Below are 23,361 nucleotides of genomic sequence, written 5' to 3'. Positions count from 1 at the left end.
AGAAACCGGCCCAAAAGGCCGGTTTTTTTGTTCTGAGTTTACTCCGCCGGTTCAGCCGTGCCGCCTCTTGGCGGCGTCCCTTTGAGGGCATGGTTGAGTTCTCGCTCAAGCCGGGCTTCCTCCTCGGCTTTTGGCTGCGTAAAGCGGCCCAGCAGCAGATAGGCGACAGGTGTTACATAAAGTGTGGCAATCGTCGCAAGGCCGAGGCCACCGACAATGACCCAGCCCAGAGCCACACGGGCTTCTGCGCCAGCTCCACTTGCCAGAATCAGCGGCACACCGCCAAGCACGGCGCAGATCATCGTCATGCAGACAGGGCGAAGACGAATGTTGGATGCTTCCTCGATTGCTTCACGAACGCTCAAGCCCTTATCGCGCAATTGATCGGCGAATTCGACAATCAGGATACCGTTCTTCGCCATGATGCCGACCAGAAGCACAAGGCCAATCTGGCTGTAGACATTCAGGCTCGTGCCCGTGAGCAGCATGGCGAAAACGGCACAACCAAGCCCAAGAGGAACAGTCGCCATCACGATCAGCGCACTGACGAAGCTTTCAAACTGCGCTGCCAGCACCAGAAGAATGATGATGATGGCAAAACCGAACACCATTGCCAGACCGCTTGAAGTTTCGCTGAGCGTCGAAGCTTCCGCCAACGGAATGATATGGCTTCCCGGCGGCAACAAAGGTGCTGCGATTTCCTGTGCGGCCTTATAGGCATCACCCAAAGCAAAATCATCGCGAAGATTTGTCGTTATCGAGACTGAACGCTGGCGCGTCTCGCGATTGAGCTGTGGCGGCACAGCTTTCTCAACAACCGTCGCGATCGACGACATGGGTACGTAGCGACCGTCTGTCGTCTTCATGAATACATTCTCAAGATCGGTCGGATCGTTGATCGGGTTTGTGGTGGCAACGAGCTTCACATCGAAACTGCGATCCCCAACATAAACCGACCCGATCTTGCGACCATCGAGTACCGACTGCACGGCATTCGCAAGTCCGGTGATGTCGATACCGAGATCGGAGGCTCGTTCGCGATTAATCTCGACGGAAAGCTGCGGCTGGGTCGGCTCCACAGAAAGTCGCGGCTGGACAAAGCGAGGATCCTTTTCCAGCGCGGCAACGACCGCCTGGGCCGCAGGCTGTAGCTTGGCATAGTCACTGCCGACTATGGCAAACTGCAAACCATTACCCGCGCCGCGAATACCAAGGCTGTTCGGCTGGGTGGTAAAGATACGCACCGCCGTTATGCCTTTGACGCGCTCGGTAATGTCAGCCATGATTTCCTGCTGGCTGCGTGCGCGCTCCTTCCATGGTGCCAATGTCAGGACGACAAAACCGTTATTTGACGATCCGCCGGAGCCTGCGATGGCATAGGTAGTGGTGATTTCACCGCTATCGCGCAGAGGCTGGACTGCCTCTTCAATCTTGTCGAGCTGTGACTGGAGAAACTCCACACTGATACCCTGCGGCCCATTGATACGCAGCAGTGCAACGGCGCGATCTTCCGAGGGCGTCAGTTCCTGGCGGATCAGGCCGTAGCCGACAAAGGATGCGCCTGCGAAAAGCATTGCCACGAGGACAACAACGAATGGTGCCGACAGACAGATGTGCAGCGTCTTTTTATAAAAGCTTGCGAGCCCGCCCCCGATACGACGCAGGAAAAGCGGACCGTGGCCGCCATCTTCCCCACTTCCTTCCTTGAGGAAACGAGAGGCAAGCATCGGACAAAGCGTCAGCGCTACAACTGATGACAGAAGAACTGCAATCGCCAGAACGAAACCGAATTCACGGAACAGGCCACCCGCCTGCCCCGGCAAAAACGAAATGGGAACAAAGACTGCCGCCAAAGTCAGCGTGGTAGCGATAACGGCAAAGAAGACTTCCTGTGTGCCAAGCACTGCCGCGGCGCGCGGCCCCATACCCTGATTGCGTCGCCGGACAACGTTTTCCAGCACCACGATGGCATCATCCACCACGAGACCTGTGGCGAGCACCAAAGCCAGAAGGGTGAGAATATTGACCGAGAAGCCCGCCAGATAGATGGCTGCGATTGTACCAATGAGCGCGACGGGCATCGACAAGGCCGGGATAAGCGTGGCGCGTATATCCCACAGGAACATGAAGATGATCGCAACGACGATAATCACCGACGCAATCAATGCAATTTCCACCTCGTGGATTGCACCATTGATGAAGTTCGCGTCGTCACTGGTAACGGCAATATTGACGCCCTCGGGCAAAGTCTTCTGCAGATTGGCAACCGCTGCGCGAATACCCTCCGAGATGTCGAGCGTATTCGACTGTGCCTGACGCACGATGCCGAGACCGATTGCCGTCTTGCCATTGGAACGAACTGCCGAGCTCTCGACATCCGGTCCAAGCGTAACGGTTGCGACATCGCGGATTTGCGTGCGTCCGTTGATGTAGACGTTTTCGAAATCCTCAGGCTTTTCCAGATTGGCCGTAGCACGAACCACGATAGACTGATCGGCACTGCGCAAGGAGCCAGCCGGAGCGTCCAGCCCCATGGAGGACAGCGCCTTGGTTATATCGGCGATGGTCAGACCATAGCTCGCAAGGCGCGCCTGATTGATATCGATACGGAAAATCTTGTCGCGGTCGCCGTTGATCTGGACGTCAGCAACACCCGGCACTGCTGACAGGATATCCTGGATCTGATCCTCGACCAGCACCGTCATATCGTCGACGGACATAGTGTCGGACGTAACTGCCAGACGCATCACCGGATCGGCATTGGAGTCCGCCTTGATGATGCGTGATGGGTCCGCCTCTTCCGGCACGTCATTGGCGACACGGGAAATCGCATCGCGCATATCGGCGGCTGCAACGTTCAGGTCTACGCCGTCGTTAAACTCCACCGTGACACGGCTGCGTTCGAATGACGACGTCGAGGAAATAGACTTCACGCCCGAGACCCGCGCGACAGCGTTCTCGAGAACCTGCGTCAACTGACGGTCAATGGTTTCAGCGGATGCACCACTGAAATCTGTGCTGATTGTTACGACAGGCCGGTCAACGTCCGGCAGTTCGCGAATATCGACGCCCGTGAATGCAGCAAGACCCGCGACGACAATCAGGACGTTGATAACGAAAGCAAAAACTGGACGACGGATGAATAATGCCGTCGATCCGCCGTTGCCGGATGGGGAATTGTGACTGGTCACGCTTTCATCCTCAGCCTGCAACACGCTTTATCGAGGCAGGGTCGGCGAGTGCTGTGCCCTGCTCGTCCTTTACGCGCACAGGCGCGTCATCCCGTACGGTTTGAACACCCTGGGTAACGATCATGTCGCCCTGCTTGACCGGGCCGTCGATCAGAATGTTGGTTGAATTGCGCTGTACGATACGAGCGTCAATTTTCTTGGCGACACCGTTTTCAACGCGCCAGACATAGGAGCCGTCCGCACCCCACTGAATGGCAAGCGGATCGACCGAAGGATAGCGATCCCCCGGAAACAGAACCGTAACGGAGAATGACATGCCCGCGCGCAGACGATCCTGCGTATTCGGAACTTCTGCACGAACATGCAGCGTCCGGCTGGCCTCATCCAGCATGTTGTCAACGGCGTTGATCTCGCCGCTGTAGGTCTCACCCGGGAACGCCGTCGATTCCGCAGTCAACGGCTGGCCAACCTTGATTTGCGGTGCAAAGCGCTCCGGCACCCAAATATCGATCAGTACTTTCGACCGGTCGTCGATACGTCCGATGGACGTCTGTGCGGTAATGTAGTTACCCGCATTGACGGGAAGGATGCCGACGATACCGGTGATTGGCGCGCGAACCGTGCGGCGGCTTAATGCAAGCTGCGCGTCCTGCAAAGCGAGTTGTGCATTCGCAACCGCCAGTTCAGTTTCGACCACCTGGACTTCTGTTGCAGTGTTCGTCGCCCGCAATTTAGCGATGCGCTGGCGGGTCGTCTGCGCATCCTTCAGCGCCGTCTCGGCTTTGGCTACAGCAATCTTCTCCGTCTCGGCGTCGAGTTCGGCGATCGGATCGCCTTCCTTCACACTATCGCCGGCCTTGACGTAGAGCTTCGTCATGTAACCACTGGAGTATGGGGTTATCGACACGGTGCTGAGAGCCCGTGCCGAACCGATGGCCGTCAAACGGTTATTGATGGTTTCTTCGCCAGCGGCCTCGACAACAACGAGCGGCGCAGACCGTCCGCCGCCACTTTTGGGCGTTTCTTCGCCTGTTGCCGCAGCTTTCACCACGTCGTTTTTGTTCTTATATGCATACCAGCCACCAATGGCGACCGCAGCTATGAGCAGGCACAAGGCAATCTGCTTCCAGGACTTCATTCAGCTCTCCGGCAAGGTTTACCGTCATCCTGACGGACCTCGTATTCAAAACCATTATGTCGGACGCGGAAAATGCCAGCAAATAGTATCAGAATGATGATTGCCTTCACATTGCGCAAATCACGCATCCTATAAGGATGCATGGATTTTTCCGTCCAAGACTTTGCACGCACGATCTTAAGGCGTCGAGTTAAATTTCGGTAATGCTGCGCTGCCGGATCGCATAAACGAATGTGTTCTTAACCGATTGAACAAAGGCTGTTGGATTTATCGGTCGGCTCCATATATAGGAGGCTACCTTTATGAATTGCGTTTCGACGGCACACCGGTTGAGGCACCGCGGCAATTGGGCCGGTTCGCCTCGAATTGGAAGCAGGCTATGGCGGTTGTTGAAAAGACCACAGATACGGGCGCCCCTTCCCCTGAAGCGGCCTCTCAGACTGCGACCGTCGAACGGCTCTCTCCAACGCAATTTACACGGCTGCCCTGGCGTAGCCGGCTTTCAAGCAAGCTGCTGCTTTTGACCGCTCTTGCGGTGCTGATTACCGAAGTTCTGATCTTTGTACCGTCCGTAGCCAATATGCGCGTGCGCTGGATGAGCTCGCGCCTCGATACGGTGGGCGCTGTCAGCGAGGTTCTTGCCGCTGGCGGCAACATGGACGTGCCGCGCGACATTCAGGACAAGGTACTTCTGGCAACCGGCACCAAGGCTATCGCGATGCGTGAAGCCGGTGCATCGCGTCTGCTTGCCATGTCGGAAGTGCCCGGCAAGATCGACCAGGTTATCGATCTTAACAATATCAGCGAAGCCGCTGCCATATGGGACGCATTCGGAACACTGTTCAACGGTGGAGACAGAACGCTACGAATCTACGGCTCCGTTTCACCGAACGGCTCTCCGGATCGTATCATCGAAATCGTGACTTCAGACACGCCGCTTCGCCACGCCATGCTCGTCTATGCGCGCAACGTGACTTTTATCTCGCTCATTATTTCCGTGATCGCGGCAAGCCTGATCTATCTGATCATTCACGAAATGCTTCTGCGGCCAGTGCGTATCATGCATCGCAACATGATCGATTTCGCCTCATCCCCGGACAATCCCGCACTCATCCTCGTGCCAGAAAATCGCAAGGATGAATTCGGCGTTGCCCAGCGCCAGATATCCCATATTCAAAGCGACCTTCAACGAACGCTCAAGGAACAGAAACATCTGGCCGATCTCGGTCTAGCCGTCTCCAAGATCAACCATGACATGCGCAATATTCTGGCTTCCGCACAATTGATGTCGGACCGGCTTGCCGATACCGAAGATCCTATGGTGCAGCGGTTTGCGCCCAAGCTCATTCGTACTCTCAGCCGCGCGATCAGCTATTCCGAAAGCGTCATGGCCTATGGCCGCTCGCAGGAAGCACCACCGCGCCCGCGCCGGGTCCTCCTGCACACGATTATCTCGGACGTAAGGGAAACCTTGAGCCCCAATTCAGAGAACAGCATCGAGTTCGAGAATCTCGTTCCGGAGGATTTCGAGCTGAATGTCGATTCCGAGCAGCTATTCCGCGTCCTGAGCAATCTGTGCCGCAATTCTGTTCAGGCGATGGAGCGTGACCAGACCAATGATGACGCGACAGTGAAGCGGCTCACGATTTCTGCGGGGAGAATTGGAACAACTGCGATCATCGGCGTCGAGGATACGGGTCCCGGTCTTCCGCAAAAGGCCCGCGACAATCTTTTCACGGCTTTCAAGGGATCGACACGCAGCGACGGTACCGGACTCGGGCTTGCCATCGCGCAAGAACTGATCCGCGCGCATGGTGGAACAATTGAGCTTCGTGAAGACCGTCCCGTTGGCGTGCATTTCGAGATTCGCATCCCTGATTTGCCGATGCAGCGCGAGGACCGCAACAACCAGCGCACCGAAGAAAACGCCTAGGCAATCTGCCGGTGCACCAGCTTGCGACCGAAAAGCCCGGAAATGCGGGGCCTGACAAGAAATCTTCACAGAACCACATTTTTTTCTAAGAAGACGCTTGCATTTAGCGATCTGTCCGATTATCAACCGCCCATCGCCGCAGCGAGCGGCACACAAGGCAAGCACCCGTAGCTCAGCTGGATAGAGCACCAGACTACGAATCTGGGGGTCAGAGGTTCGAATCCTTTCGGGTGCGCCATTCTTTTCAATAACTTAGCAGCAATGACGTTCCTACACGTTCCTTTGGCGTTCCTGTAGGATGTTTTTCAAACGTTCTTCGGCGTTCTATGAGCCACGCGCAATTCCGCAACCGTGCGCGTTTTTTCAATCGTATTGCGATTATATCTGGCAGTCGTTGCAATGTTCGCATGGTTCGCATGATGGCGAAGATGCTCGATGTTTGCGCCCGCGTCAGAGCCTTCAGTTACACCGCCCGCACGGCTGTCGCGATTCCAAACGTCGCGCGGCACGCCGCATTCGTTGGCAATCGATCTCCAGACGCGCGCGAACCGCTGCCGGTCGCGATATGGCAGGCCGGTCGATTCGTCGACGATCATCGGGCCGATCCGCTTTTCTTGCGGAACGTGGTCGAGGATCGAGCGCAGGAACGGATACGCAGTCGTATCGTGCTCGGCGACCTGTCCGGTTTTTGTCGTGACTTTTGACAGAATGCCATTGGCGTCAATGTGGCTCCAAGCAAGACCGCCGGTCCATCTTCTGCGACCTGAAACAATGCCCTGCCCTTCGTCCCGATCCGCCAAAGGCTCCCACAGCCCAATAACGTCGACCTGACGCAATGTGAGCTCGAATTGCAAAGCCTGAGCGAGAGCAATCGAGAGCCTGCCCTGTTCGATAGCCTTGGCGCAAATCGCTTCGACCTGTTGGAAGGTGATGCGTTCCGTGCGTGCCGGAGGAACGTGAAAGCGCATCTGCTCCAGAACGACAGCAAGTCTGGCGCACTCGGTAACGTTGGCGACAATGCCGAACTTGACGACGATACGCAGCATTTGCATTGCCTTGTATGCCCGTCGCACGCGCTCGGGTTTAGGCTCCAGCTTCGTACCGGCCTTCTTCGCGAGCTCAATTTCTTTTTCGGTATGGGCTGCCGGTTCCTTCAGCTTGTTATACCAACGCTGGAAATCGAGGCCAGACAGACGTGAAAGCTGGCGGGTGCCGACAGTTTCGATCAGCAAGTCGAGGCTTTCGTCGTACATCTCGCGCGTGTTGTGCTTGATGTTGTGGTACGGGCTTTCTTCCGTTTCACGGTACACTTTGATGAGCGATTTCAGCGAGCCGTCGTAGAGCGGCTTGGCGCCCAGACCACGATTCGAAAGCCAGAGTTTCAATTCGCTGGACAGAACCCGGCAGCGGTGGGCGATTTCTTCATCGCTGCCGAATACCGGCACCGTCTTTTGCGGATAGTCCTTTGCGTTCTTCGAGACAGCCGACGCCACCCAATAGTGGCGCACTGTTCCATCCTTGTTGGGTCTTCGTTTTAAACCCGGAGCGTTCAATTCCATTTTTCTTCTCCGTCCAGGGCGGGATTGCCCTGCGGTAATTCTGTGCCGAGATTGTATCGCTTATCAAGGAATGCCTTGCAGGCTGGCCAGTACCGGCGACCTTCAAACATCTGGTCAGGCATAGGAAAGCCGTCTTTCTCCAACGTTTTCAGGATGGTCTTGCACTTGTCTGTCGGCAAACCGATACGCTCGGCGATTTGAGATTCCGTGAGGAAAAGCTGTTCTGCCTTTGCCATCACACACACCTATTCAGTTGATTTCAGAATGCGTGGTTTCGAATCGCGGCTCCTTCCTGTTTCAGATTGTGATTTGTTCTCTGATTGATCACGGTATAAGACAGCCAGCCTTGGAGGCTGTCATGGATAGATCGGGAACGGTCGCAACGTTGGGTGATTTCAAACGGTATGGATATTTGCTTACCGCGTACTGCAACGGGTGCCATCATAGCAAACAGCTTGATATCGACTGGATGATTGAGAAACTCGGCCCAGATCACGGCGCGCTCAAGAAAGACCTTGCGCACAAACTGCGTTGCTCGAAATGCGGAGCGAAGAAGGTTCAGCTTCTCGTCTCGCACATCAGCGCGTCCCGAGCGAAGGGTGGCGGTAACAACTGGGGCTGTACGTGACATTATGCGCGCCCCTTAACTTCAAGCAGCATTTTCCACCCTGCCACCTCAAGGCGATGGAACTGCCGCACCTGCTCAAGTTCGGCAATCAGATCAACGATAACTGTCAGAAGTTCGTCCTTTGACAACTCTCGAATGTCGGTTCCGCGCCATTGGATAATCATAGGAATGTCGCTCATCCTCACTCCCTTTCCCGCAGTGCGTGCCGAGCTTCCCACACGCCATATCCTTTGCCGAAGACGCACCCGCTGGCGAATAGGAAAAGTGCTGTTGACCCGTCACCACCGTCGAGTGCGAGCCTTAAAAGGCATGCGCAAAGTCCGATTGCCCCAATAACCATCAAAGCGCGCGGTGTCATTTCAGTTCCCTTCCCCGAAGTGCGGCTTCGGTATCATCGACAATCGGGACAATCCGCCATTCCACTTGTCTGTCGACAGGCTTGTTGTTGAGGTCAAGAGTTTCAACAAAGAACGCTTGCTCCAGAACGCCATTTCTCCAACGGAGTTGGACCGTCGGCGTGGAAATGCTGCCGGGAGTTTCCATCTTGAACGGGATTTTCATTGCTGATCCCTTTCCCGCAGTGCGGCGCGGCCTTCTCGCGCTCGACCTGAAACGAGCAGTATTTTTTTGAGGTCGGCGGATAGCGTTCTTTTGTCAACAGGCTCGTCAGGCCCGCACGCAAGACATGCTGAAAAGCTTGCAACGAGAATATCACCCCATGTCAGCTTAGCCATGGTCGCCGCCTTTCAGGGATTGGCGCTGCGCCGTCTCTCCGCTGATTTCGATGTGATCCGCAATCTCGCGAAGCAATGACGCCATCTGGCGAAGCTTCTCTTGTTTCGGATCGCTGTCGAGATAAGGGCGAGAGCTAGGAACATCGCCAATCAGCGCAGAAAAGTAAGTCCGCGTCGGGTTGTGAAGATGGCAATATTCTCCGGCAGGGAACAGGCTGTCTACAAAAGCCTGCGCTTGTTCGCGGGTCAGCTTCATTCGCTCTGCTCCCCAAGTGCCCGGATTGCGCGGGCTGACTTCGCATAGCCGATTGCCAGACGGTTGTAGTGCTTTCCTTCTTCGTAGAACCGGGTTTGCTTTTTCAGCCCGTATTTCCCGCTCTTTCGCTTGTCGTGGAAAGCTTTCGCGTGCTTCCGAGCCGCCTCCGCCTTGTGATCGAGGTGTTGCGCGACAGAAGCGAGAACGGCGGTCGTGATTTCCTGCGCAATGTCTATAGAGCGAGCCGGAACCGCTCGTGCACGGTCCTGCCAGACCATCTGTTCGACTTGAGCGATGAGTTCCTTACTCGGCATGGCTGGCCTCCATCACTTCGCCAAGACCAAGCACGCAGTAACGAGGCTCAATGCCGAACTGACCGCCTTGGAGAATGAAAGTAATCCGCTTGAATAGATGTTGACCGAACGTGTCATAGAACCGGCCCGTTTCGTCCATCTTCACAAGCTTGAGGGTGTCACCGGTCTGGAAGGCGCGGTCATTCAAGCGGACTTCGAACGTCTTGCGTCCATCGGCGACGGCTTCGAAATACTGCGGCAGGGTTTTCAGAACGTGAGTTTTCATGGCTTGCTGGCCTCCTTTGCGCGCAAGAGGGCGATCAGAAGTGCGATGGCGGGCATTGCGCCTTCACCTAGATAAGCTTCACCATTGACATGAATGAAGGCGAACGGAGCTTCTCCATCATCTTCAGTTTCGGCTACTGAATACCCAACTTTACCGAAGACACGTTTCGCCAGAGCGATAACGGCGTCTACAGAGGCGGTGAAGGGGTTCGAGGAATAACGTGTGTGAGGATCGTAGACTGTGCCGTCTGGCGAAGCTTGCCAGTTCGCCCAATACTCTTCGGCTAAGCCTGATCGGGCTGCCTCGATGCGGCGAACAGCAACTTCAATCTCCGCATCCATCCCCCTGTCAGGCGCGTCTAGCTTGGAGAGGCGGGTAATGAGGTCGGTCATAGCTTCCCCCTCAGCACCGCCTTCTTAATCCGCGCATCCTTCGCCGCGTTGTCGGCTTTCAATCGCTCAACTTCCAGCAATGCCCCGCGCAGGGCTATGTCCTGACGACGAATTGTTTCATCCTTCGCCGCGTTGTCGGCTTCGAGCTCGTTGACGCGCTTGATCTGGATATGAAGACTTTCGGCCAGCATTTCTTTCTTCGCCCGTTCCGCCGCCAATAGCTCCGCAGCCTGCGAGCGGGTGACTTCCTCGCTTTCGAGACGCTTTTCCAGTCTTTCGGAATATTCCCGGTAATCCTTGGCTTTAGCTTGAAGCTCGGCAATGATGGCTCCGGCCTGCGAGCGGGTGACGAGTTCGCGCCTTTCGGTGTCCGGCGATAGCTGCTGAGAAAGAAAGTTATCCTTCACCCAATGGCCATTCAGTTTTGACCTGACTTGGTATTCCACCGTCTCCAGTCCCGTATCTGTAGCGGCAGGCGCGGGGCGGGTGTTCTCTAGACGCTCCGCATCTTCGTCCAGACACGTGTTGCAAAGGCCGTTCGCATTCCGAGGTACAGAACCGCAGCGAACACACGACCCATCAGAGGGGAAGTCATCCTCGTTGGATAAACTGCAATTCCATTTTTCAATTATGCTGCCATCAGCCGATCCGTCGCAAAAGCCAAGCATAGGGCAATCTGTAGGATCAGCATGGATGATGGCATCCGCATCGCCTTCGGAAGGCCATAAAGCACTACGTAACATCATGGTTTTACTGCAAAACGGGCAAGGTTTCAGTTCACTCGCCATGACGGTCGCCTCCTGATGGGTGGGTGGCTTCGGGACGGGTTTCGCCCACCACAACCGAAAGAGCTTTGTCTATCTCGGTAAGAACGGCGTCTTGTTCGGAGTTGTGCTCGCGGGTGTCGTAGCATTCGACATAGGGGCGGGCCATTTCTAGCAACCGCTTTACCCGAGCGATCCGCCGTCCAGCGGTTTCATCGTATGGACGATTGTAGCCGATGATAGCCACGCCATTGCCGCCGCCCTTGATTTCAGGCGTAACGTTACCTTGGTTGACTACATGGAGTATCGGCCCTGCGTTATCAGCTATGCCCTGCGGCCTGACTTCATAACCACCATCCTTGGAAGTAACGACAACATCCACGCCAAAGGTCAGGGTGCAATTGCCCTTCTCGATCTTTTCCAGCCATTGGGGAACGGTATCCCCGGCGCTGAAATACCAAGCACGTTCACGCACGGCGTCGGCATGGTCCGGGGAGGATAGGGCGCGAATATCCGCTACGGTTCCGAGTTCGATCCATTGTCCAGACCCGCCATAGCATCCGATGCTTTCCGATGGATCAACGCTGTCAAAGCGATCAATAGGCAACTCCCGTTCGCCATGCGCTCCCGGTTCGTTCTTCTGTTGATCCGGTACGTTAGAGACAGCTTTATTTAGCTGTTCGCGGGACGTTCCAAGGGCGCGGATGGCGGCAGGTATCTCCCGGTCTGCTGTGCTGGTAGTATCGGCAAACACAAGCATCTCTGCCGCTTTCTGTGCGGCGGCTTCAATGCCCTGCCGGTACCCTTCTTCCAACGCCAGCTCACGCGCTGCGGATGGCTCAAGCGCGGAGAGCGCCTCGCGCAACCACTGATATTCCGGGTGCGGTTTCGACAGTTCGACGGCATGGCCTTGTGCGTCATTCCCCGGCCAATCGGTCGGAATGGCCCACATACGGGCGTCGATAGCATCATTGTGCGGCTGCTTCGTTTTCAGGTCCAGCCACCATGCATTGAATGCATTCGACATGCGAACAGCCGATAGGTAATCGGGCGCTGCAATGAGATCGTCAGGACCGTGAATAATGACGGCCCAGAGGGTCACGGCCTCTTCCGGTAGGGTGGTCATGGCTGGACACTCCAGATTGCGGTCCAATAGCGGAAGGCGACAACGCCGCATCCGAGAAGGACGAAAGCCACGCATGTGATGAGGATTCCGACAGCGAGTTTGACGGAGAAGCGATCCGGGTCGCGGTATTGGTGAGCGCAATAAGGCTCACCGTCGCGATTGCAGATGCAGTTCTGGCCAAGGTCGCATGTGTTCCGGCGGTCGGTCATAGCGGCACCTTTTCAATGGCTTCGTAAATGTCGGGATGGCTCAGGCCCTTGAGCCGGTCCTGGTGCGCGCCGAAAATGAACTGCGCAGTTTTCTGCACGTCATCGGAGCGGTCTTCGAAGTTCGGCTTGTAGGTTGTGTGCGCGTCGACCAATGCAGCGCGGTTGTCGGCCTTATCCAGTGCATTGTGATAGTTCACGAGAACCATCTGATTATTGACGGACGCCGGGGAGGAGTCAGACGGAGGAGTTTCCCCGGCGCCCGATGCTCTCGCGGGGGAGGAAGGCCGCGAGGGTGCATTCGAAAGTGTTTCACCACGCGCCCAGGCGCGAAGCTGACGGCCCGATTCCTCGGTCACTGCCTTGCCTTCTGGGAAAAATGCGAGGTGCTGACGTTGAAGCTTGCCGTAAACAGCTTGCCCGTCCTTGATGAGCGGCACGCCTGGATTATCTGGCGTAACCGTGAAACTCATCGTCATGTCATACATGAACCTTTTCTCGCAGACCGGAGTCCACCCGGCCTGTTCGATGGCGTTCTTTTCCTTGCCAGTGCGCTCGTCGCGGATTTTGACAAACTTGATCTTTTCTTCGGCGCGCATGCAGAAAATGACGTAGCAACGCACCTGACGAAGTGGCGAGATAAGACGTGTCTTGTGGCGGGTCTTTGGAACCTTCCAGCCCGGCGCATTGAACTTGTCGATTTCCCAACCTTCCAGGTTGTCAAACGGTTTGCGCGCCAAGCGCGCCACTTCGTCGTCATGCATTTCCTGCAAGCCGCCGACGCCCTCGTATTCGTCGGACATTGAGTCGACGACGATAACCTTCGCCCCTGCCCGCTCTGCGGTTTGGATTGCCTGCATGAAGGCTTCCGGCGTGAATGGCGGGCGCATGTCGAGGTGTTTGAAATTGAACTGCTCAGCGTAATGCAGCGCGCGCTTGGCTTCCGTGTCGATGAAATAGATTGGCTCTCCCTGCGCGAGCCCCGTAGCAAGTCGCAACGCGCTCATGGTCTTACCGGAGCCCGATGCACCCGAAATGCCAATCAGAAGACTCGTATCGTCACGCTTCGCGTCAGTGAAATTGTAATCGTTCATGGCAACCTCAGCAGGGCAGCGCAATCGGCTTTGGCCGATGCGGCACTTCTTCAAATGGGTTCAGGGGATCAAACGGCAGATTTTGGAGCCGTTCGTCTTCAATCTCGCGGGCAAGCCAGCGGGTTTCAGTGTACGGTGGCATTTCTGCCGTTTTCGTCTTGCTCGGGTAGCCAGGCCATTCGTTCATGGTGACGTGATGATCCCACATACGAATGGCGGCACTGGCTTTCTTCTCGCCGATCTGGCGGCCAGGAATGTCGAGTTTCGCGACCGTGATTTCATGCGGCGGCTTCTGTTCCTGAACGATAAACAGGAAGTCGAGCGCGATTTCATGCTTGTCGATCTGCGGGAACAAATGACGGAGCCCGCGACGGTAAAAGCCGTCCTGCAACTCGTATTCGTTGTTGTAGATCGTCTTCTGCACGGCATCGGGCGCCGCTGACATTTCCGTGGTCTTGTAGTCGATCACAGTGATGCGCTTCGGTTCGATCACAAGACGGTCGATACGAGCCCGGCACCAATGACCGCCGACAACATCCTGCCAGCAAGCGGTCACTTCATTGTAATACTCGCCGATCACTTCGCCGGTGACCAAGGCACGGATGCGCTCATCTTCGTGGATCGACAGTTCGCGCTTAGCGACATTCATCATGTCGATAAGAAGCGCGTAATCTTCCTTCAATAGCGGGATAGCGCCGGTTTTGTGCGCTGTAATGCGCGCCGCCTTTGCCGCGTTCGTTTGATATGTCGGCGCATCGATCATTTCGATTTTCGTCGGCTGGCTAAGCAATATGGCATGTGCAGCTGATCCGATTTCAGCGCGCTTTTCCTGCTTTTCTTCCTTCTTCGGCGCTGTGTTCAGCCGTGGGTGAGCCGTCCACGCATGGCGCGCGGATTCATCAAGCAACTTCTGACCGATCGAACGTGAAAGGCTCGGCGTCGGGCACGGATCGGCGTGATAATCACCTTCCGTCATCGCATACAGGCCTGGCTTGGTGACTGGCAGTTTGAGAATGTCAGCCACGATCACCCCCACGGGCTAGCTCAAGCGCCTTTTCCTTGTCTTTTTCCCAGTCGTGTTCGACATAATCACTGATGGCTTCAAGTATTTCGTCCTTGTCGCCTGCTTCCTTGATTTGCTCAAAGAGGTCTTGCAGACGATAAAGCATAGAACCAGCCGCATATGCTTTGTCCGATGCCAGCTTAAGGGCAGCGTTTGCCAGTTGATAATCTGATATTTCAAGTGTCTGGTTGAACTGTTTGACAACCCAATCAACGGTCTGGTTCTGGTCATCAGCAATAAGCTGCGCGGCTGCTATCGCCTCATCTTCTGAAGGGTGAAGATCACGCTCATTATAAACAGAGCCTGAGCCAACTCCGGTTTCGACACACATGTACCGAAAGCCATTGTCGTGCGCACCTTCAGCACTATTAAACTGAACGCTACCGATAGTCAGCGATCTTACGAACGGCTCAAACAGCGAGTAATTCAACGACATTTCGTGATTGCTTTGGTACGAAGCAGTGCACCGAGGACACGAAAATTCATAATCAGTTCCAGCCGGTGAGGTGGCCTTCCACTTCCTTGTACCAAAGCAATCCGGGCAAGGGCGCTGCTTTCTGCTGGAAACAGTTCTGCCAACATAAACCGTATCGCCAATCGAATACTTGCTTTCGATTTTCATGCGAAATACTCCGCCCAGATCATGACCGCCGAACAAAACGTGACGATCACGAGAAACTTGAAAAGGTCGATGAGAATGTCATCCATGGCGCACCTCGCCCGGGAATTCGGAAGCCAGCGCGATTGCAACGTCTCGGACCAAAATGCCGGTCCAGATTGCGTTCGTGGTTTCTTCCTTCGCCTTCGCCAGCATTTCGGCTTCCAGCGTTGCGCGGCGGGTGTGGCCGGAGATTTGAAGGGTCTTCGCCATTACGCGCGCCCTCCGATCACATTGCTCACATGAACTTCACTGACAGTCTCGCCAGTATCGTTCATCAGCATGTTGAGCAGACGCGGGATAAGCGTCGAACCGTGTTCCCAATCCGTGTTAGCGACAATGTTTTTAATACAATTCGCGATCAGTGCAGCCGTTGCATGGACGAGATCGTCTTGAGACGTGCCAAGGTTCATCTCGGTAAGCGACCACCGAATGAATTCCGCCTGCGCTTCTACGCTGCGCAGTTGCGCTGCCATTTCAGGATCAGTCACCTTGCTCATGACAGCTGTCATGCTCGACCGAAAGTCCGCAACGGCTTTATCTACATCATAGAAAACAGTCATGTTCGCGCCCTCACAGATACACTGACGGGCTGCGGCAAGCGCGAACGTGCGAGCGATATGAACGCTCGTCGTCGGCTTCCTCAGCGGCGATCAGATGGAAGTTTGGGAGGTCGCGCACCCACTGCGGCGCGTCATCGTCGAACGGGCCTTCATAAGACCGGGCAACATCATCGGTGATGTCGCTGCCGCGCATGGTCCGAACATCAAAGCGCAGAATGCGCTGCGTGTCGTAACCGTCGGCGGCCTTGATGATGTCTTTGTCAGTTGCGCCGATGCTCACACAGGCATCAACCATTTCAATCTGCCCTGCCCCGTCATGGGTTTCGAGCAGGATGCGGGTGTATCCGTCTTTGATGTGAGATTTGAGCATGGGTAATGCCCTCCTTGTTGGAAAGCATATTCCCCAATATGTGTAATATTGTCAACCCCAAATTGGGTAACATCGAAATTTCAAAGCACGCCTATGATTTCCTTGAGAAAATCACAGGGGGACAAATTTGCGCTTTGGACTTTCGCCAGAAACAGACGCCATCATAACGATAGTGATCTATACGGTGATCATTGCCGCTATGCTGCTCATTCCGTACTTCCTGACGGAATATGTGAAAGGCGCTTACCGAAGGAAAGCAGCATTCGAATCCGTTCGTCGGTCGAAATATAACTGGTCAGTCATTTTTTTCTTCGCGGCCGTGTGGGGCGTGCCTATCGCGATAGTTGTTGCGGGTCGCCTGCTTAAATGATTACCGCGGCGCCATAGAGGTCACCCGCGCAGCCCACAAAAGTTCGACATCTTCAATTGGGCTCTCGGTCTGGGACAACAGATGATAGAGGTCGGGGTGCGATCCGCGCATCATTTTTTTGACGAGTGTGCGCCCGTCAAGAAGCTGGACCACACACAGTTGACCGATCAAATCCGGCGTTGGAGGCGTGCGAAGCTCATCGTAATACACGAGCCAACGATTAAAGAATGGGCCGAGAGAGTCGCCTCGGGCTTCTACGGCTACAGTATGTTCAGTGCCATTCTCAGGCATCGGGACCTCCTCGAACGGTCCCTGGGCGTCAAAAAAATGTGCTTCCGATCCTGCTGCAACATATCCGACGAGTGGAGCCGTGAGCGTAGTAGAGAATACATCCTTCTCTAAAACGTTAAAAGCCTCTGCGGCTCGGCGAATATATTCTGCCGTAAGCTGACGTTCTCCACGCTCCAACTTGATGAACTGACTGCGCGACACACCCATGGCTTCGGCGGCCTGCTCGTGCGTCCAATCGCGTTCGGTTCTCAGTTTGCGAAGATTGTTACCCATAGCGGGAACCTTTACTTAATCGCGCCTTTGGTGTCCTTCCCCGATTTGTGGAAGATTAGCTTGACAAAGTTACCCACATTGGGGAACATGCCACACCATGAAGCTGCACCGTTATTTACAACTCACCGGGATCGATGATGAAGCTTTTGCTTCATCTATCGACATGTCTGTCTCTGGGCTGCGCAAGCTGAAAAGCGGCGAGCGCATTCCTCGTCCGCATACGATGCGGCGCATCTATGAAGCGACTGGCGGCGAAGTGACCGCCAACGATTTCTATGAAGATTTGATCCCAACACGCTCGACTTCTCAACAACAGGCTGTTTCCTGATGTCTGCATCATTGCCCCTTTTTGCTGGGACAGGATTCGCTAAGAACCGAAAGCGGATTCGCTGTGTTGACGCCGTGTGCAACATGGCTCGGCGTCTCTGGCCGTCGAAGACCGCGATCAATCTCTCCAGCCGTGCCGAAATCTCTCAACGTGCAGCCGAGCTATGGCTTGAAGGCCGTACCGAGCCGGGTGCCGACGCTCTTATCAATCTTCTCCGCTCCGATGTTGGTTTCGATTTGCTGCAATCCATCATGGATGGCGCCGATACCCGTTGGTGGCGCGACTTCGAACGCGGCGTGCGCATCGCTGAACTTGAACAGCGCATGAAATGGCAGGCCGAGCAGCTGGCATCCCTCAAAGCGGAGTTTTCGAAATGATCCGAAACGCTCTTACGGCGAGCCTCATTTGGCTTGCCGAAGCTACCCAGAAAATTACCGAAGTCCTTTTGCTCGTGGCCAAGCGGCGCGTGCGGAATGACATTTTCAAACGCGATGGAGCAAACAAATGAATGCAGTTGCTGAGGCTGTTTCACTGGCCGAAGAAACCTTAACTGGCGATGTGCGTGACGTTCTTCTGACTCATGTGCGCTCGATGGAAGACCCGTGGTCGAAACTCTCCGAGCAGAAACAGCAGGACAAAATCTATGCGATTGAACGTTGCGCAGAAGATGTTGTTCGGCGCGCGGTTTCAATTATCGCCAAGCGTGGCTTCGACGTCCTCCCTATCAAGGTTGCTGATTTCACAGTCAAGGGCGGTGAGATCAAGGGCAAGTTCGGCGCATTGGTCAGTGAGCAGAATGTCGTTTCCCTGTCTGACCATCAGGGCCAGAGCGCATTGATTGTTCTGACCGATGCGACTGACTTCTTCGGCGAGCGCACCGAAGCGAAACCCGATCCCGATGAACCGGGCCTCCCTATCGAAGATACCGACGACGGTAACGTCGGCGATGTCGAGGACGGCCCGGAACTCGAAGATCAAGAATTCCCCGGCGACGAGGAATAAGCGGATGCGGATCACGTTCCATGTTCCGGGTGATGTAGTTCCGTGGGCGCGCGCTGGCAAACACGGCAAAGTTCAATTCACGCCGGGAAAACAGCGCAATTACATGGGCGTGATCCGCGATTTCTGTTCGCAGGCGATGAGGGACCGGCCACTGTTTGAAGGGCCGGTTCGTCTCACTATCGCCGCCGTTTATCCTTGGCCGAAGACTGTCACGAAGAAACGCCTTGCCTCTCCCGACGGCGCTTGGAAATCCACCAAGCCAGACGGCGACAACATCGCGAAAATCGTCAAGGACAGCATGAACAAGATCGCGTTCGTCGATGATGCGCAGTGTGCGGTCACGACTGTTTTCAAGGTCTACGGCGACAAGCCCGGCCTGCGCGTCACGCTCGAATCCCTCGAAGGCATCCAGGCACCGATTGCCTGATCGGGTTTGTTGAACGCCGGTCGCGGCGCTCCGCCAATTCGATCTAAATGTGAGGATCCCAAGATGACATTTTGGTACGAAGGACACTTGGCCCAGATTGCGCAGATGCTGCGCGATGGTCTTTCCGCTCGCCAGATAGCCGCAAAGTTCGACGGTGTCAGCCGCAATGCTGTCATCGGCCTTGTCGGTCGTCGCGCTGATCTGGCTGAAATCGGCTTTTCCCGTTCGCCACGTGGCGGAGAAGATCGCGCGCACAAAGTCGCCCGCCTTCGTCGTGAGAAGGCGCCACGGCCCGAGAAGCCCAAGAAAGAGGCTGTCGCGGTCGAGGAAGCCGCCGAAGTTGTCCGGCCAGACATTGCCGCGTCGCTCTATGACGCCAATTCCCTGCGCGTTGAACTGCATAACATTCCCGTCGGTGGCTGCCACTGGCCAGTGAATGACGTGCCGAAAGGCGGCGTATTCCTGTTCTGCGGCTGCGAAGCGTTGCCAGAGAAGCCGTATTGCGAGGTTCACTATAGCCGCTCAATCGGCAAGGGCACGGAATCCGAGCGTGCTGCCGTCACCGCTGCGAAGTCGATTGCGAGGGCGGCTTAATGGGTAAGCGGTCGACTGGTTTCGTGCGCCGCGAGCGCGATTTCTATGAGACGCCATATTCGGCGGTTCTACCTCTCATCCCGCATCTGCATGGTGTCAGTACGTTCGCGGAACCTTGTGCGGGTAATGGCGCTCTCGTCGGCCATCTGCAAAAGCATGGCCTCGTTTGCACGTATGAGGGTGATATTTCCTATGGTTATGACGCGCTGACACACCGTTTTGAAGCCGATGCTGTCTTTGATGCAATCATCACCAATTGTCCGTGGCGTCGTGATCTTCTTCATCCAATGATCACGCTCTTTATGCGTATTGCTCCCAGCTGGTTCTTATTCGATGCCGATTGGCTCCACACGAAACAGGCCGCACCTTTCATCAAGCATTGCTCCCACGTCGTTTCTGTCGGTCGGGTCAAGTGGATCGAGGGATCGAAACACACTGGCAAAGACAACGCCATGTGGGCGCGCTTCCACAATCAGCACGTCGACGGCCCGCGCTTCATCGGCCCCGCCGTGAAGGAGGTCGCATGAGCCAGTCCGCTTTCGAGGAACTATTCGGCGCCGCTCTGATGCGCATTCTGGAATCCGGCTATGACTGGCGGGATCGGGAGGCAAAGCGATGATCATTGCCAACCGTGTCACCTTCCACGCTGTCGAGCGCTATTGCAGCCGTATTTTGGGCGTGAAGTGCTATCCGCCGAAAGGATCGCGGCCATATGAGCGCGCAGAGATATTCTGCGAAGCTGCTGGCCTGACGCTTGAGCAAATACGTGCGCTCATCATGACACCTAACGTCGAACGTGCGTGCCGTCTGGGCTTCAAGCGGATGGTTTCCGAGGGCTTCACAGCGATTATCGACGATGGGATCGTCGTGACCGTTGTCGAGCGCAAGAAGCCATCTGCCTGCCGCAAACAGCGCTGGGAAATGGAGCTCGATCAATGACCGTTCTCCAGCTATTCCGCCGTGGTCGTGACACGCTCCAGATCGCAAAACACATGCGCAAATCCGAGGCTGAAGTGCTGAAGATGCTTCATATCCTTCGCAGCCATGAGAAGCGCAGGAAGGCCCGTTTCGGGTCACTGGACGGCAACCGATGACCAAGATGCCTTGGGTGCGCTTCTTTCCTTCTGACTGGCTTGGCGGCACGCGTGGAATGAGTGCTGTTGAGACTGGCATATACATCACGCTTATTGCCACCATGTACGAGCGTGGCGAGCCGATCGTGGAAGATCATGCCCGTCTTGCGCGTCTCTGCGGTGCGTCAAATTCTGCTTTCCGGAAGGCTCTCGACACGCTCATTGATGAGGGAAAAATCACCCGTATTGAGGCCGGTCTCTGGAACGATAGAGTCGAAAAAGAGCAAGTCTACCTCTCAGAAAAGTCAGAGGTAGGATCGCGAGCAGCAAACGCGCGTTGGAGTAAAAAACACAACAAAAACAATACCGCAAGTGATGCGGACGCATTGCAAACGCAATGCCAAGGCAATGCTAACCAGAAGCCAGATACCAGATATATATCTACTGACGTAGATATAAAAGAAACGCGCACGCGCGATTTCACTTCCGAATTCGAAAGCCATTTCTGGCCGATCTATCCGAATAAGGTCGGCAAGCCCGTAGCCCGTACAGCGTTCATCAAAGCCAGAGCAAAAGCCGATCTCGAAACCATCATGGCCGGGCTGCGGGCTTACGTCTCCAAGACTGATGACCGCGCGTGGTGCAATCCGTCGACGTGGTTGAACCAGGAACGCTGGGCAGATGCACCGGCGCAAGTTCCTCGCGGTCACGCGCCGCCCGGCGGGCAACAGCCCGCAATGATGGCCGACCTTACCGGCGCGCTGCTGCGCCAAATGACCGACAGGCAGAACGATGAACCAGATAGCGAAAACCGATCCACGATTGAAACCAGCTACTCCGGGGGAAATCACGGAACATCTGCACCAGCTTTTCGCCTCACTGCCCCAGAAGGGCGGAGATGATCCTGTCGCTGTCCTCAAAGGCTACACGATTGCCATCAACGGATATCCTGAATGGGCAGTTGGCAAAGTCGTTCATGCTTTCATCCGAGGCATGGTTCCAGGCCAGAGCAAACAGTTTTGCCCCAAGGCTCCCGAACTGTCGGCAGCAATCCGCAAGGAGCTCGAGCCAATCTATTCGGAACTGAGCAACGACCGCGAAAAAGCGAAATCGCGAGAAGAAGTCGTCAATTTCCGCAAGATGTCGGCTCCAACGGTCAAAATTACTCCCAAGGGAGAAATAATCGACACGAATGTCGATCACGGCACATGGCTGGATCGCTCCAGGCGCCGCGCATATCCAGACGGCGCGATCTGGGTAGCGAAAACCGCCACGGTTCATGCTCCGGCCAAGCCAATAACCAGCAATCCGCCCATGGAAGATGAAAAAATCCCGTGGTGACGACAGGCATAAATTCGATGGCAATTGACATAATTAGACAGGTTTAGACATGGCAACGCGGCAAAAGAACCAGAAATATTTGAGTGTTGGCGATATTACCGAGCGTTACGGCGTATCCCGCGCCACGGTCTACAACTGGCAGAAGCGGGAGGCTGATTTCCCGGCAGCCGTAAAAATCTCGGGCCGTCCGTACTTCAGCGAATATGAGCTCGACAAATGGGATGCAAAGCGCGGTGGTGTCGACCCTGACATCGACAGCCGCATTCACGGACTGAAACCCTGCTCGGGCGTCATCACCGACTATCAGCAGTTCATTGATGCCATGGTGCGCCGTCGTGACGATCTGCACATGTCGAGTATGGAGCTTGATGCCCAATCCGGCATGCAGGAAGGCTATACCAGCAAACTGGAGAACTACGGACGTCCACAAGGACGTGGAATGGGCCCAGAGACGTTCCCGCTATGGCTTGGCGGTCTTCGTGTGGGGATAGTCCTCGTCGATCTGCCGCGTCGGCCTCGCAAGAAGCAAGTTGAGCAATAAGGATCACGGTTATGAATGACTTTATGCACCAGACTTTACAGAGCGGAATGAACTGGCCGACATCGTTTGCCATCGTCGGGCTGGCGTTCGCATTTGTCGCTTTTGTTTGGATTCTGGCCAAGTATTAGCGATCGACGCCAGGCCAGTCTTGATCTTATGCATATGTGACGGATATTCCGTAAGGTGTGATATGACGGACGTTATTGAGAAGCGCCTGACCAAACTGAACATCGAGTGGGTTCCTGTCATCTTCGCAAACGGTGAGGATGATGACGGCCCCGGCGTTGCTGCATATGTATCGGGCAGAAAGGTCCAGTTTGGCGATGAGATTTACCCGCCCGAAAAAGACCTACTCATTACAGGTCGACAAATGGTTTTTGACCGCAAACTAGAAATCTTGAACAGCCCAAACAGTGGGCTGGGATACTGCATAATCGGTGACCATTGGCCAGACGAGGGTAAAATTGTTGTTGTCTCGGCAGGTTTGGGTGTCCTCACGATAGAGAAATGCTGTCTCAATCTTAGAGGTAACTTCTACAAATAGCCCTGCCGTGATATGAATCGGCTCTGCGGGTGCTAGTTGCAGGCGACCGAACGTCAAAACGGTTGCCGGGAGGTGCAAATCCTCCCACAGCGCCAAATATCCGTATGGTGGTAGGCCACAGTGTCAGCCTCGGTTCGCCGGGGCTTTTTCATGCCGGCAACAGCGCAAATATAGCTGCCAGCACGAACACTGACAGTTTCACCCGGATAACAAAGCCGGATGGAGTAGCAAATTCGAGAAGCATGGGCGCACCTTTCACCAAAAACAAAGGTGCTGCTTGCTGCGCAGTATGCTTGAAATGGCGTTGAGCGCAAGGGAACGCC

The 23,361-nt window shown here is 55.3% G+C and carries 35 protein-coding genes and 1 tRNA gene; 15 read left to right on the top strand and 21 right to left on the bottom strand.

Going from position 1 to position 23,361, the window contains the following annotated elements; genetic code table 11:
- Positions 1-38: 38 nt before the first annotated feature.
- Positions 39-3,191 (bottom strand): efflux RND transporter permease subunit, encoded by a 3,153-nt coding sequence (locus HWX93_RS13990; RefSeq protein ID WP_109986258.1) that lies wholly within the window; start codon positions 3,189-3,191, stop codon positions 39-41.
- Positions 3,192-3,201: 10 nt separating this feature from the next.
- Positions 3,202-4,329 (bottom strand): efflux RND transporter periplasmic adaptor subunit, encoded by a 1,128-nt coding sequence (locus HWX93_RS13985; protein WP_109985980.1) that lies wholly within the window; start codon positions 4,327-4,329, stop codon positions 3,202-3,204.
- Positions 4,330-4,708: 379 nt separating this feature from the next.
- Between HWX93_RS13985 and HWX93_RS13980 the strand changes: the two genes are divergently transcribed.
- Entirely contained in the window at positions 4,709-6,262 is a 1,554-nt protein-coding gene (locus HWX93_RS13980; protein WP_109985979.1) for a sensor histidine kinase, read from the top strand.
- A 161-nt stretch (positions 6,263-6,423) separates the two neighbouring features.
- A tRNA-Arg gene (locus HWX93_RS13975) sits at positions 6,424-6,500 on the top strand.
- Positions 6,501-6,567: 67 nt separating this feature from the next.
- Here HWX93_RS13975 and HWX93_RS13970 read toward each other — a convergent pair.
- The 18 genes from HWX93_RS13970 to HWX93_RS13885 all read right to left on the bottom strand — a co-directional run bounded on the left by HWX93_RS13970 (position 6,568) and on the right by HWX93_RS13885 (position 16,254).
- A complete protein-coding gene (locus tag HWX93_RS13970) occupies positions 6,568-7,821 on the bottom strand; it encodes a site-specific integrase (RefSeq protein WP_176037666.1) in 1,254 nt (417 codons plus the stop codon).
- The gene (locus HWX93_RS13965; RefSeq protein ID WP_176037665.1) at positions 7,812-8,057 is read right to left on the bottom strand and encodes a winged helix-turn-helix domain-containing protein; all 246 of its coding nucleotides are present in this window, start codon (positions 8,055-8,057) and stop codon (positions 7,812-7,814) included. The genes HWX93_RS13970 and HWX93_RS13965 overlap by 10 nt, the downstream gene beginning before the upstream one ends.
- Before the next feature lie 23 nt (positions 8,058-8,080).
- A complete protein-coding gene (locus HWX93_RS13960) occupies positions 8,081-8,398 on the bottom strand; it encodes a hypothetical protein (protein WP_176037664.1) in 318 nt (105 codons plus the stop codon).
- Between the two features lie 53 nt (positions 8,399-8,451).
- Positions 8,452-8,628, bottom strand: a complete 177-nt coding sequence (locus tag HWX93_RS13955; protein WP_176037663.1) for a hypothetical protein — start codon at positions 8,626-8,628, stop codon at positions 8,452-8,454.
- Between the two features lie 175 nt (positions 8,629-8,803).
- On the bottom strand, positions 8,804-9,010 hold the full coding sequence (locus tag HWX93_RS13950) for a hypothetical protein (protein WP_176037662.1): 207 nt from the start codon (positions 9,008-9,010) through the stop codon (positions 8,804-8,806).
- 165 nt (positions 9,011-9,175) lie between these two features.
- Entirely contained in the window at positions 9,176-9,439 is a 264-nt protein-coding gene (locus tag HWX93_RS13945) for a hypothetical protein (RefSeq protein WP_176037661.1), read from the bottom strand.
- Complete coding sequence (locus tag HWX93_RS13940; RefSeq protein WP_176037660.1) at positions 9,436-9,753, bottom strand: hypothetical protein; 318 nt, start codon at positions 9,751-9,753, stop codon at positions 9,436-9,438. Before HWX93_RS13940 ends, HWX93_RS13945 begins: the two co-directional genes overlap by 4 nt.
- Positions 9,743-10,018: a DUF3850 domain-containing protein gene (locus tag HWX93_RS13935; protein WP_176037659.1), complete on the bottom strand. Its 276-nt coding sequence runs from the start codon at positions 10,016-10,018 to the stop codon at positions 9,743-9,745. Before HWX93_RS13935 ends, HWX93_RS13940 begins: the two co-directional genes overlap by 11 nt.
- On the bottom strand, positions 10,015-10,410 hold the full coding sequence (locus HWX93_RS13930) for a hypothetical protein (protein ID WP_176037658.1): 396 nt from the start codon (positions 10,408-10,410) through the stop codon (positions 10,015-10,017). The genes HWX93_RS13935 and HWX93_RS13930 overlap by 4 nt, the downstream gene beginning before the upstream one ends.
- Entirely contained in the window at positions 10,407-11,198 is a 792-nt protein-coding gene (locus HWX93_RS13925) for a hypothetical protein (RefSeq protein ID WP_210267219.1), read from the bottom strand. The genes HWX93_RS13930 and HWX93_RS13925 overlap by 4 nt, the downstream gene beginning before the upstream one ends.
- Complete coding sequence (locus HWX93_RS13920; RefSeq protein ID WP_176037657.1) at positions 11,188-12,300, bottom strand: hypothetical protein; 1,113 nt, start codon at positions 12,298-12,300, stop codon at positions 11,188-11,190. The genes HWX93_RS13925 and HWX93_RS13920 overlap by 11 nt, the downstream gene beginning before the upstream one ends.
- Positions 12,297-12,509, bottom strand: a complete 213-nt coding sequence (locus HWX93_RS13915) for a hypothetical protein (RefSeq protein WP_176037656.1) — start codon at positions 12,507-12,509, stop codon at positions 12,297-12,299. Before HWX93_RS13915 ends, HWX93_RS13920 begins: the two co-directional genes overlap by 4 nt.
- Positions 12,506-13,600, bottom strand: coding sequence for an AAA family ATPase (locus HWX93_RS13910; RefSeq protein ID WP_176037655.1), 1,095 nt, complete (start codon positions 13,598-13,600; stop codon positions 12,506-12,508). The genes HWX93_RS13915 and HWX93_RS13910 overlap by 4 nt, the downstream gene beginning before the upstream one ends.
- Positions 13,601-13,607: 7 nt before the next feature.
- Entirely contained in the window at positions 13,608-14,624 is a 1,017-nt protein-coding gene (locus HWX93_RS13905) for a PD-(D/E)XK nuclease-like domain-containing protein (RefSeq protein WP_176037654.1), read from the bottom strand.
- Positions 14,617-15,285, bottom strand: coding sequence for a hypothetical protein (locus HWX93_RS13900; RefSeq protein ID WP_176037653.1), 669 nt, complete (start codon positions 15,283-15,285; stop codon positions 14,617-14,619). Before HWX93_RS13900 ends, HWX93_RS13905 begins: the two co-directional genes overlap by 8 nt.
- Before the next feature lie 78 nt (positions 15,286-15,363).
- The gene (locus HWX93_RS13895) at positions 15,364-15,534 is read right to left on the bottom strand and encodes a hypothetical protein (RefSeq protein WP_162792600.1); all 171 of its coding nucleotides are present in this window, start codon (positions 15,532-15,534) and stop codon (positions 15,364-15,366) included.
- Positions 15,534-15,821, bottom strand: a complete 288-nt coding sequence (locus HWX93_RS13890; protein WP_176037652.1) for a hypothetical protein — start codon at positions 15,819-15,821, stop codon at positions 15,534-15,536. Before HWX93_RS13890 ends, HWX93_RS13895 begins: the two co-directional genes overlap by 1 nt.
- Positions 15,822-15,894: 73 nt before the next feature.
- Positions 15,895-16,254 carry a hypothetical protein gene (locus HWX93_RS13885; protein WP_176037651.1) on the bottom strand — a complete coding sequence of 120 codons (360 nt, stop codon included), beginning with the start codon at positions 16,252-16,254 and terminating at the stop codon, positions 15,895-15,897.
- 127 nt (positions 16,255-16,381) lie between these two features.
- On the opposite strand from HWX93_RS13885, the gene HWX93_RS13880 reads away from it, so the two are divergent.
- Positions 16,382-16,624 (top strand): hypothetical protein, encoded by a 243-nt coding sequence (locus HWX93_RS13880; RefSeq protein WP_176037650.1) that lies wholly within the window; start codon positions 16,382-16,384, stop codon positions 16,622-16,624.
- On the opposite strand, the gene HWX93_RS13875 is transcribed toward HWX93_RS13880, so the two are convergent.
- Positions 16,625-17,188 carry a helix-turn-helix domain-containing protein gene (locus tag HWX93_RS13875; RefSeq protein WP_176037649.1) on the bottom strand — a complete coding sequence of 188 codons (564 nt, stop codon included), beginning with the start codon at positions 17,186-17,188 and terminating at the stop codon, positions 16,625-16,627.
- Between the two features lie 97 nt (positions 17,189-17,285).
- Between HWX93_RS13875 and HWX93_RS13870 the strand changes: the two genes are divergently transcribed.
- The 12 genes from HWX93_RS13870 (at position 17,286) to HWX93_RS13815 (ending at position 23,038) form a co-directional block, all read left to right on the top strand.
- Positions 17,286-17,516 (top strand): helix-turn-helix transcriptional regulator, encoded by a 231-nt coding sequence (locus HWX93_RS13870; RefSeq protein WP_109368293.1) that lies wholly within the window; start codon positions 17,286-17,288, stop codon positions 17,514-17,516.
- An 83-nt stretch (positions 17,517-17,599) separates the two neighbouring features.
- A complete protein-coding gene (locus HWX93_RS13865; protein WP_176037648.1) occupies positions 17,600-17,893 on the top strand; it encodes a hypothetical protein in 294 nt (97 codons plus the stop codon).
- Positions 17,894-18,020: 127 nt separating this feature from the next.
- Positions 18,021-18,518: a hypothetical protein gene (locus HWX93_RS13860; RefSeq protein WP_176037647.1), complete on the top strand. Its 498-nt coding sequence runs from the start codon at positions 18,021-18,023 to the stop codon at positions 18,516-18,518.
- A gap of 4 nt (positions 18,519-18,522) precedes the next feature.
- Entirely contained in the window at positions 18,523-18,945 is a 423-nt protein-coding gene (locus HWX93_RS13855; protein ID WP_176037646.1) for a RusA family crossover junction endodeoxyribonuclease, read from the top strand.
- Positions 18,946-19,008: 63 nt separating this feature from the next.
- The gene (locus tag HWX93_RS13850; RefSeq protein WP_176037645.1) at positions 19,009-19,539 is read left to right on the top strand and encodes a GcrA family cell cycle regulator; all 531 of its coding nucleotides are present in this window, start codon (positions 19,009-19,011) and stop codon (positions 19,537-19,539) included.
- The gene (locus HWX93_RS13845) at positions 19,539-20,066 is read left to right on the top strand and encodes a hypothetical protein (protein WP_176037644.1); all 528 of its coding nucleotides are present in this window, start codon (positions 19,539-19,541) and stop codon (positions 20,064-20,066) included. Before HWX93_RS13850 ends, HWX93_RS13845 begins: the two co-directional genes overlap by 1 nt.
- An 88-nt stretch (positions 20,067-20,154) precedes the next feature.
- The gene (locus HWX93_RS13840) at positions 20,155-20,478 is read left to right on the top strand and encodes a hypothetical protein (RefSeq protein WP_176037643.1); all 324 of its coding nucleotides are present in this window, start codon (positions 20,155-20,157) and stop codon (positions 20,476-20,478) included.
- Positions 20,475-20,633 carry a hypothetical protein gene (locus HWX93_RS13835; protein ID WP_176037642.1) on the top strand — a complete coding sequence of 53 codons (159 nt, stop codon included), beginning with the start codon at positions 20,475-20,477 and terminating at the stop codon, positions 20,631-20,633. The genes HWX93_RS13840 and HWX93_RS13835 overlap by 4 nt, the downstream gene beginning before the upstream one ends.
- Positions 20,630-21,514 (top strand): YdaU family protein, encoded by an 885-nt coding sequence (locus HWX93_RS13830; RefSeq protein ID WP_176037641.1) that lies wholly within the window; start codon positions 20,630-20,632, stop codon positions 21,512-21,514. Before HWX93_RS13835 ends, HWX93_RS13830 begins: the two co-directional genes overlap by 4 nt.
- A complete protein-coding gene (locus HWX93_RS13825; protein WP_176037640.1) occupies positions 21,435-21,953 on the top strand; it encodes a hypothetical protein in 519 nt (172 codons plus the stop codon). Before HWX93_RS13830 ends, HWX93_RS13825 begins: the two co-directional genes overlap by 80 nt.
- 49 nt (positions 21,954-22,002) lie before the next feature.
- A complete protein-coding gene (locus HWX93_RS13820) occupies positions 22,003-22,494 on the top strand; it encodes a helix-turn-helix transcriptional regulator (protein ID WP_176037639.1) in 492 nt (163 codons plus the stop codon).
- A 190-nt stretch (positions 22,495-22,684) separates the two neighbouring features.
- Positions 22,685-23,038, top strand: coding sequence for a hypothetical protein (locus HWX93_RS13815; protein WP_114214201.1), 354 nt, complete (start codon positions 22,685-22,687; stop codon positions 23,036-23,038).
- Positions 23,039-23,361: the final 323 nt, after the last annotated feature.

The organism is Brucella tritici (assembly GCF_902825325.1).
In the GTDB taxonomy this organism is placed as follows: Bacteria; Pseudomonadota; Alphaproteobacteria; order Rhizobiales; family Rhizobiaceae; genus Brucella.
The sequence above is the reverse complement of the archived record's forward strand: the minus strand, read 5'-3'. Positions and strand labels throughout refer to the sequence as shown.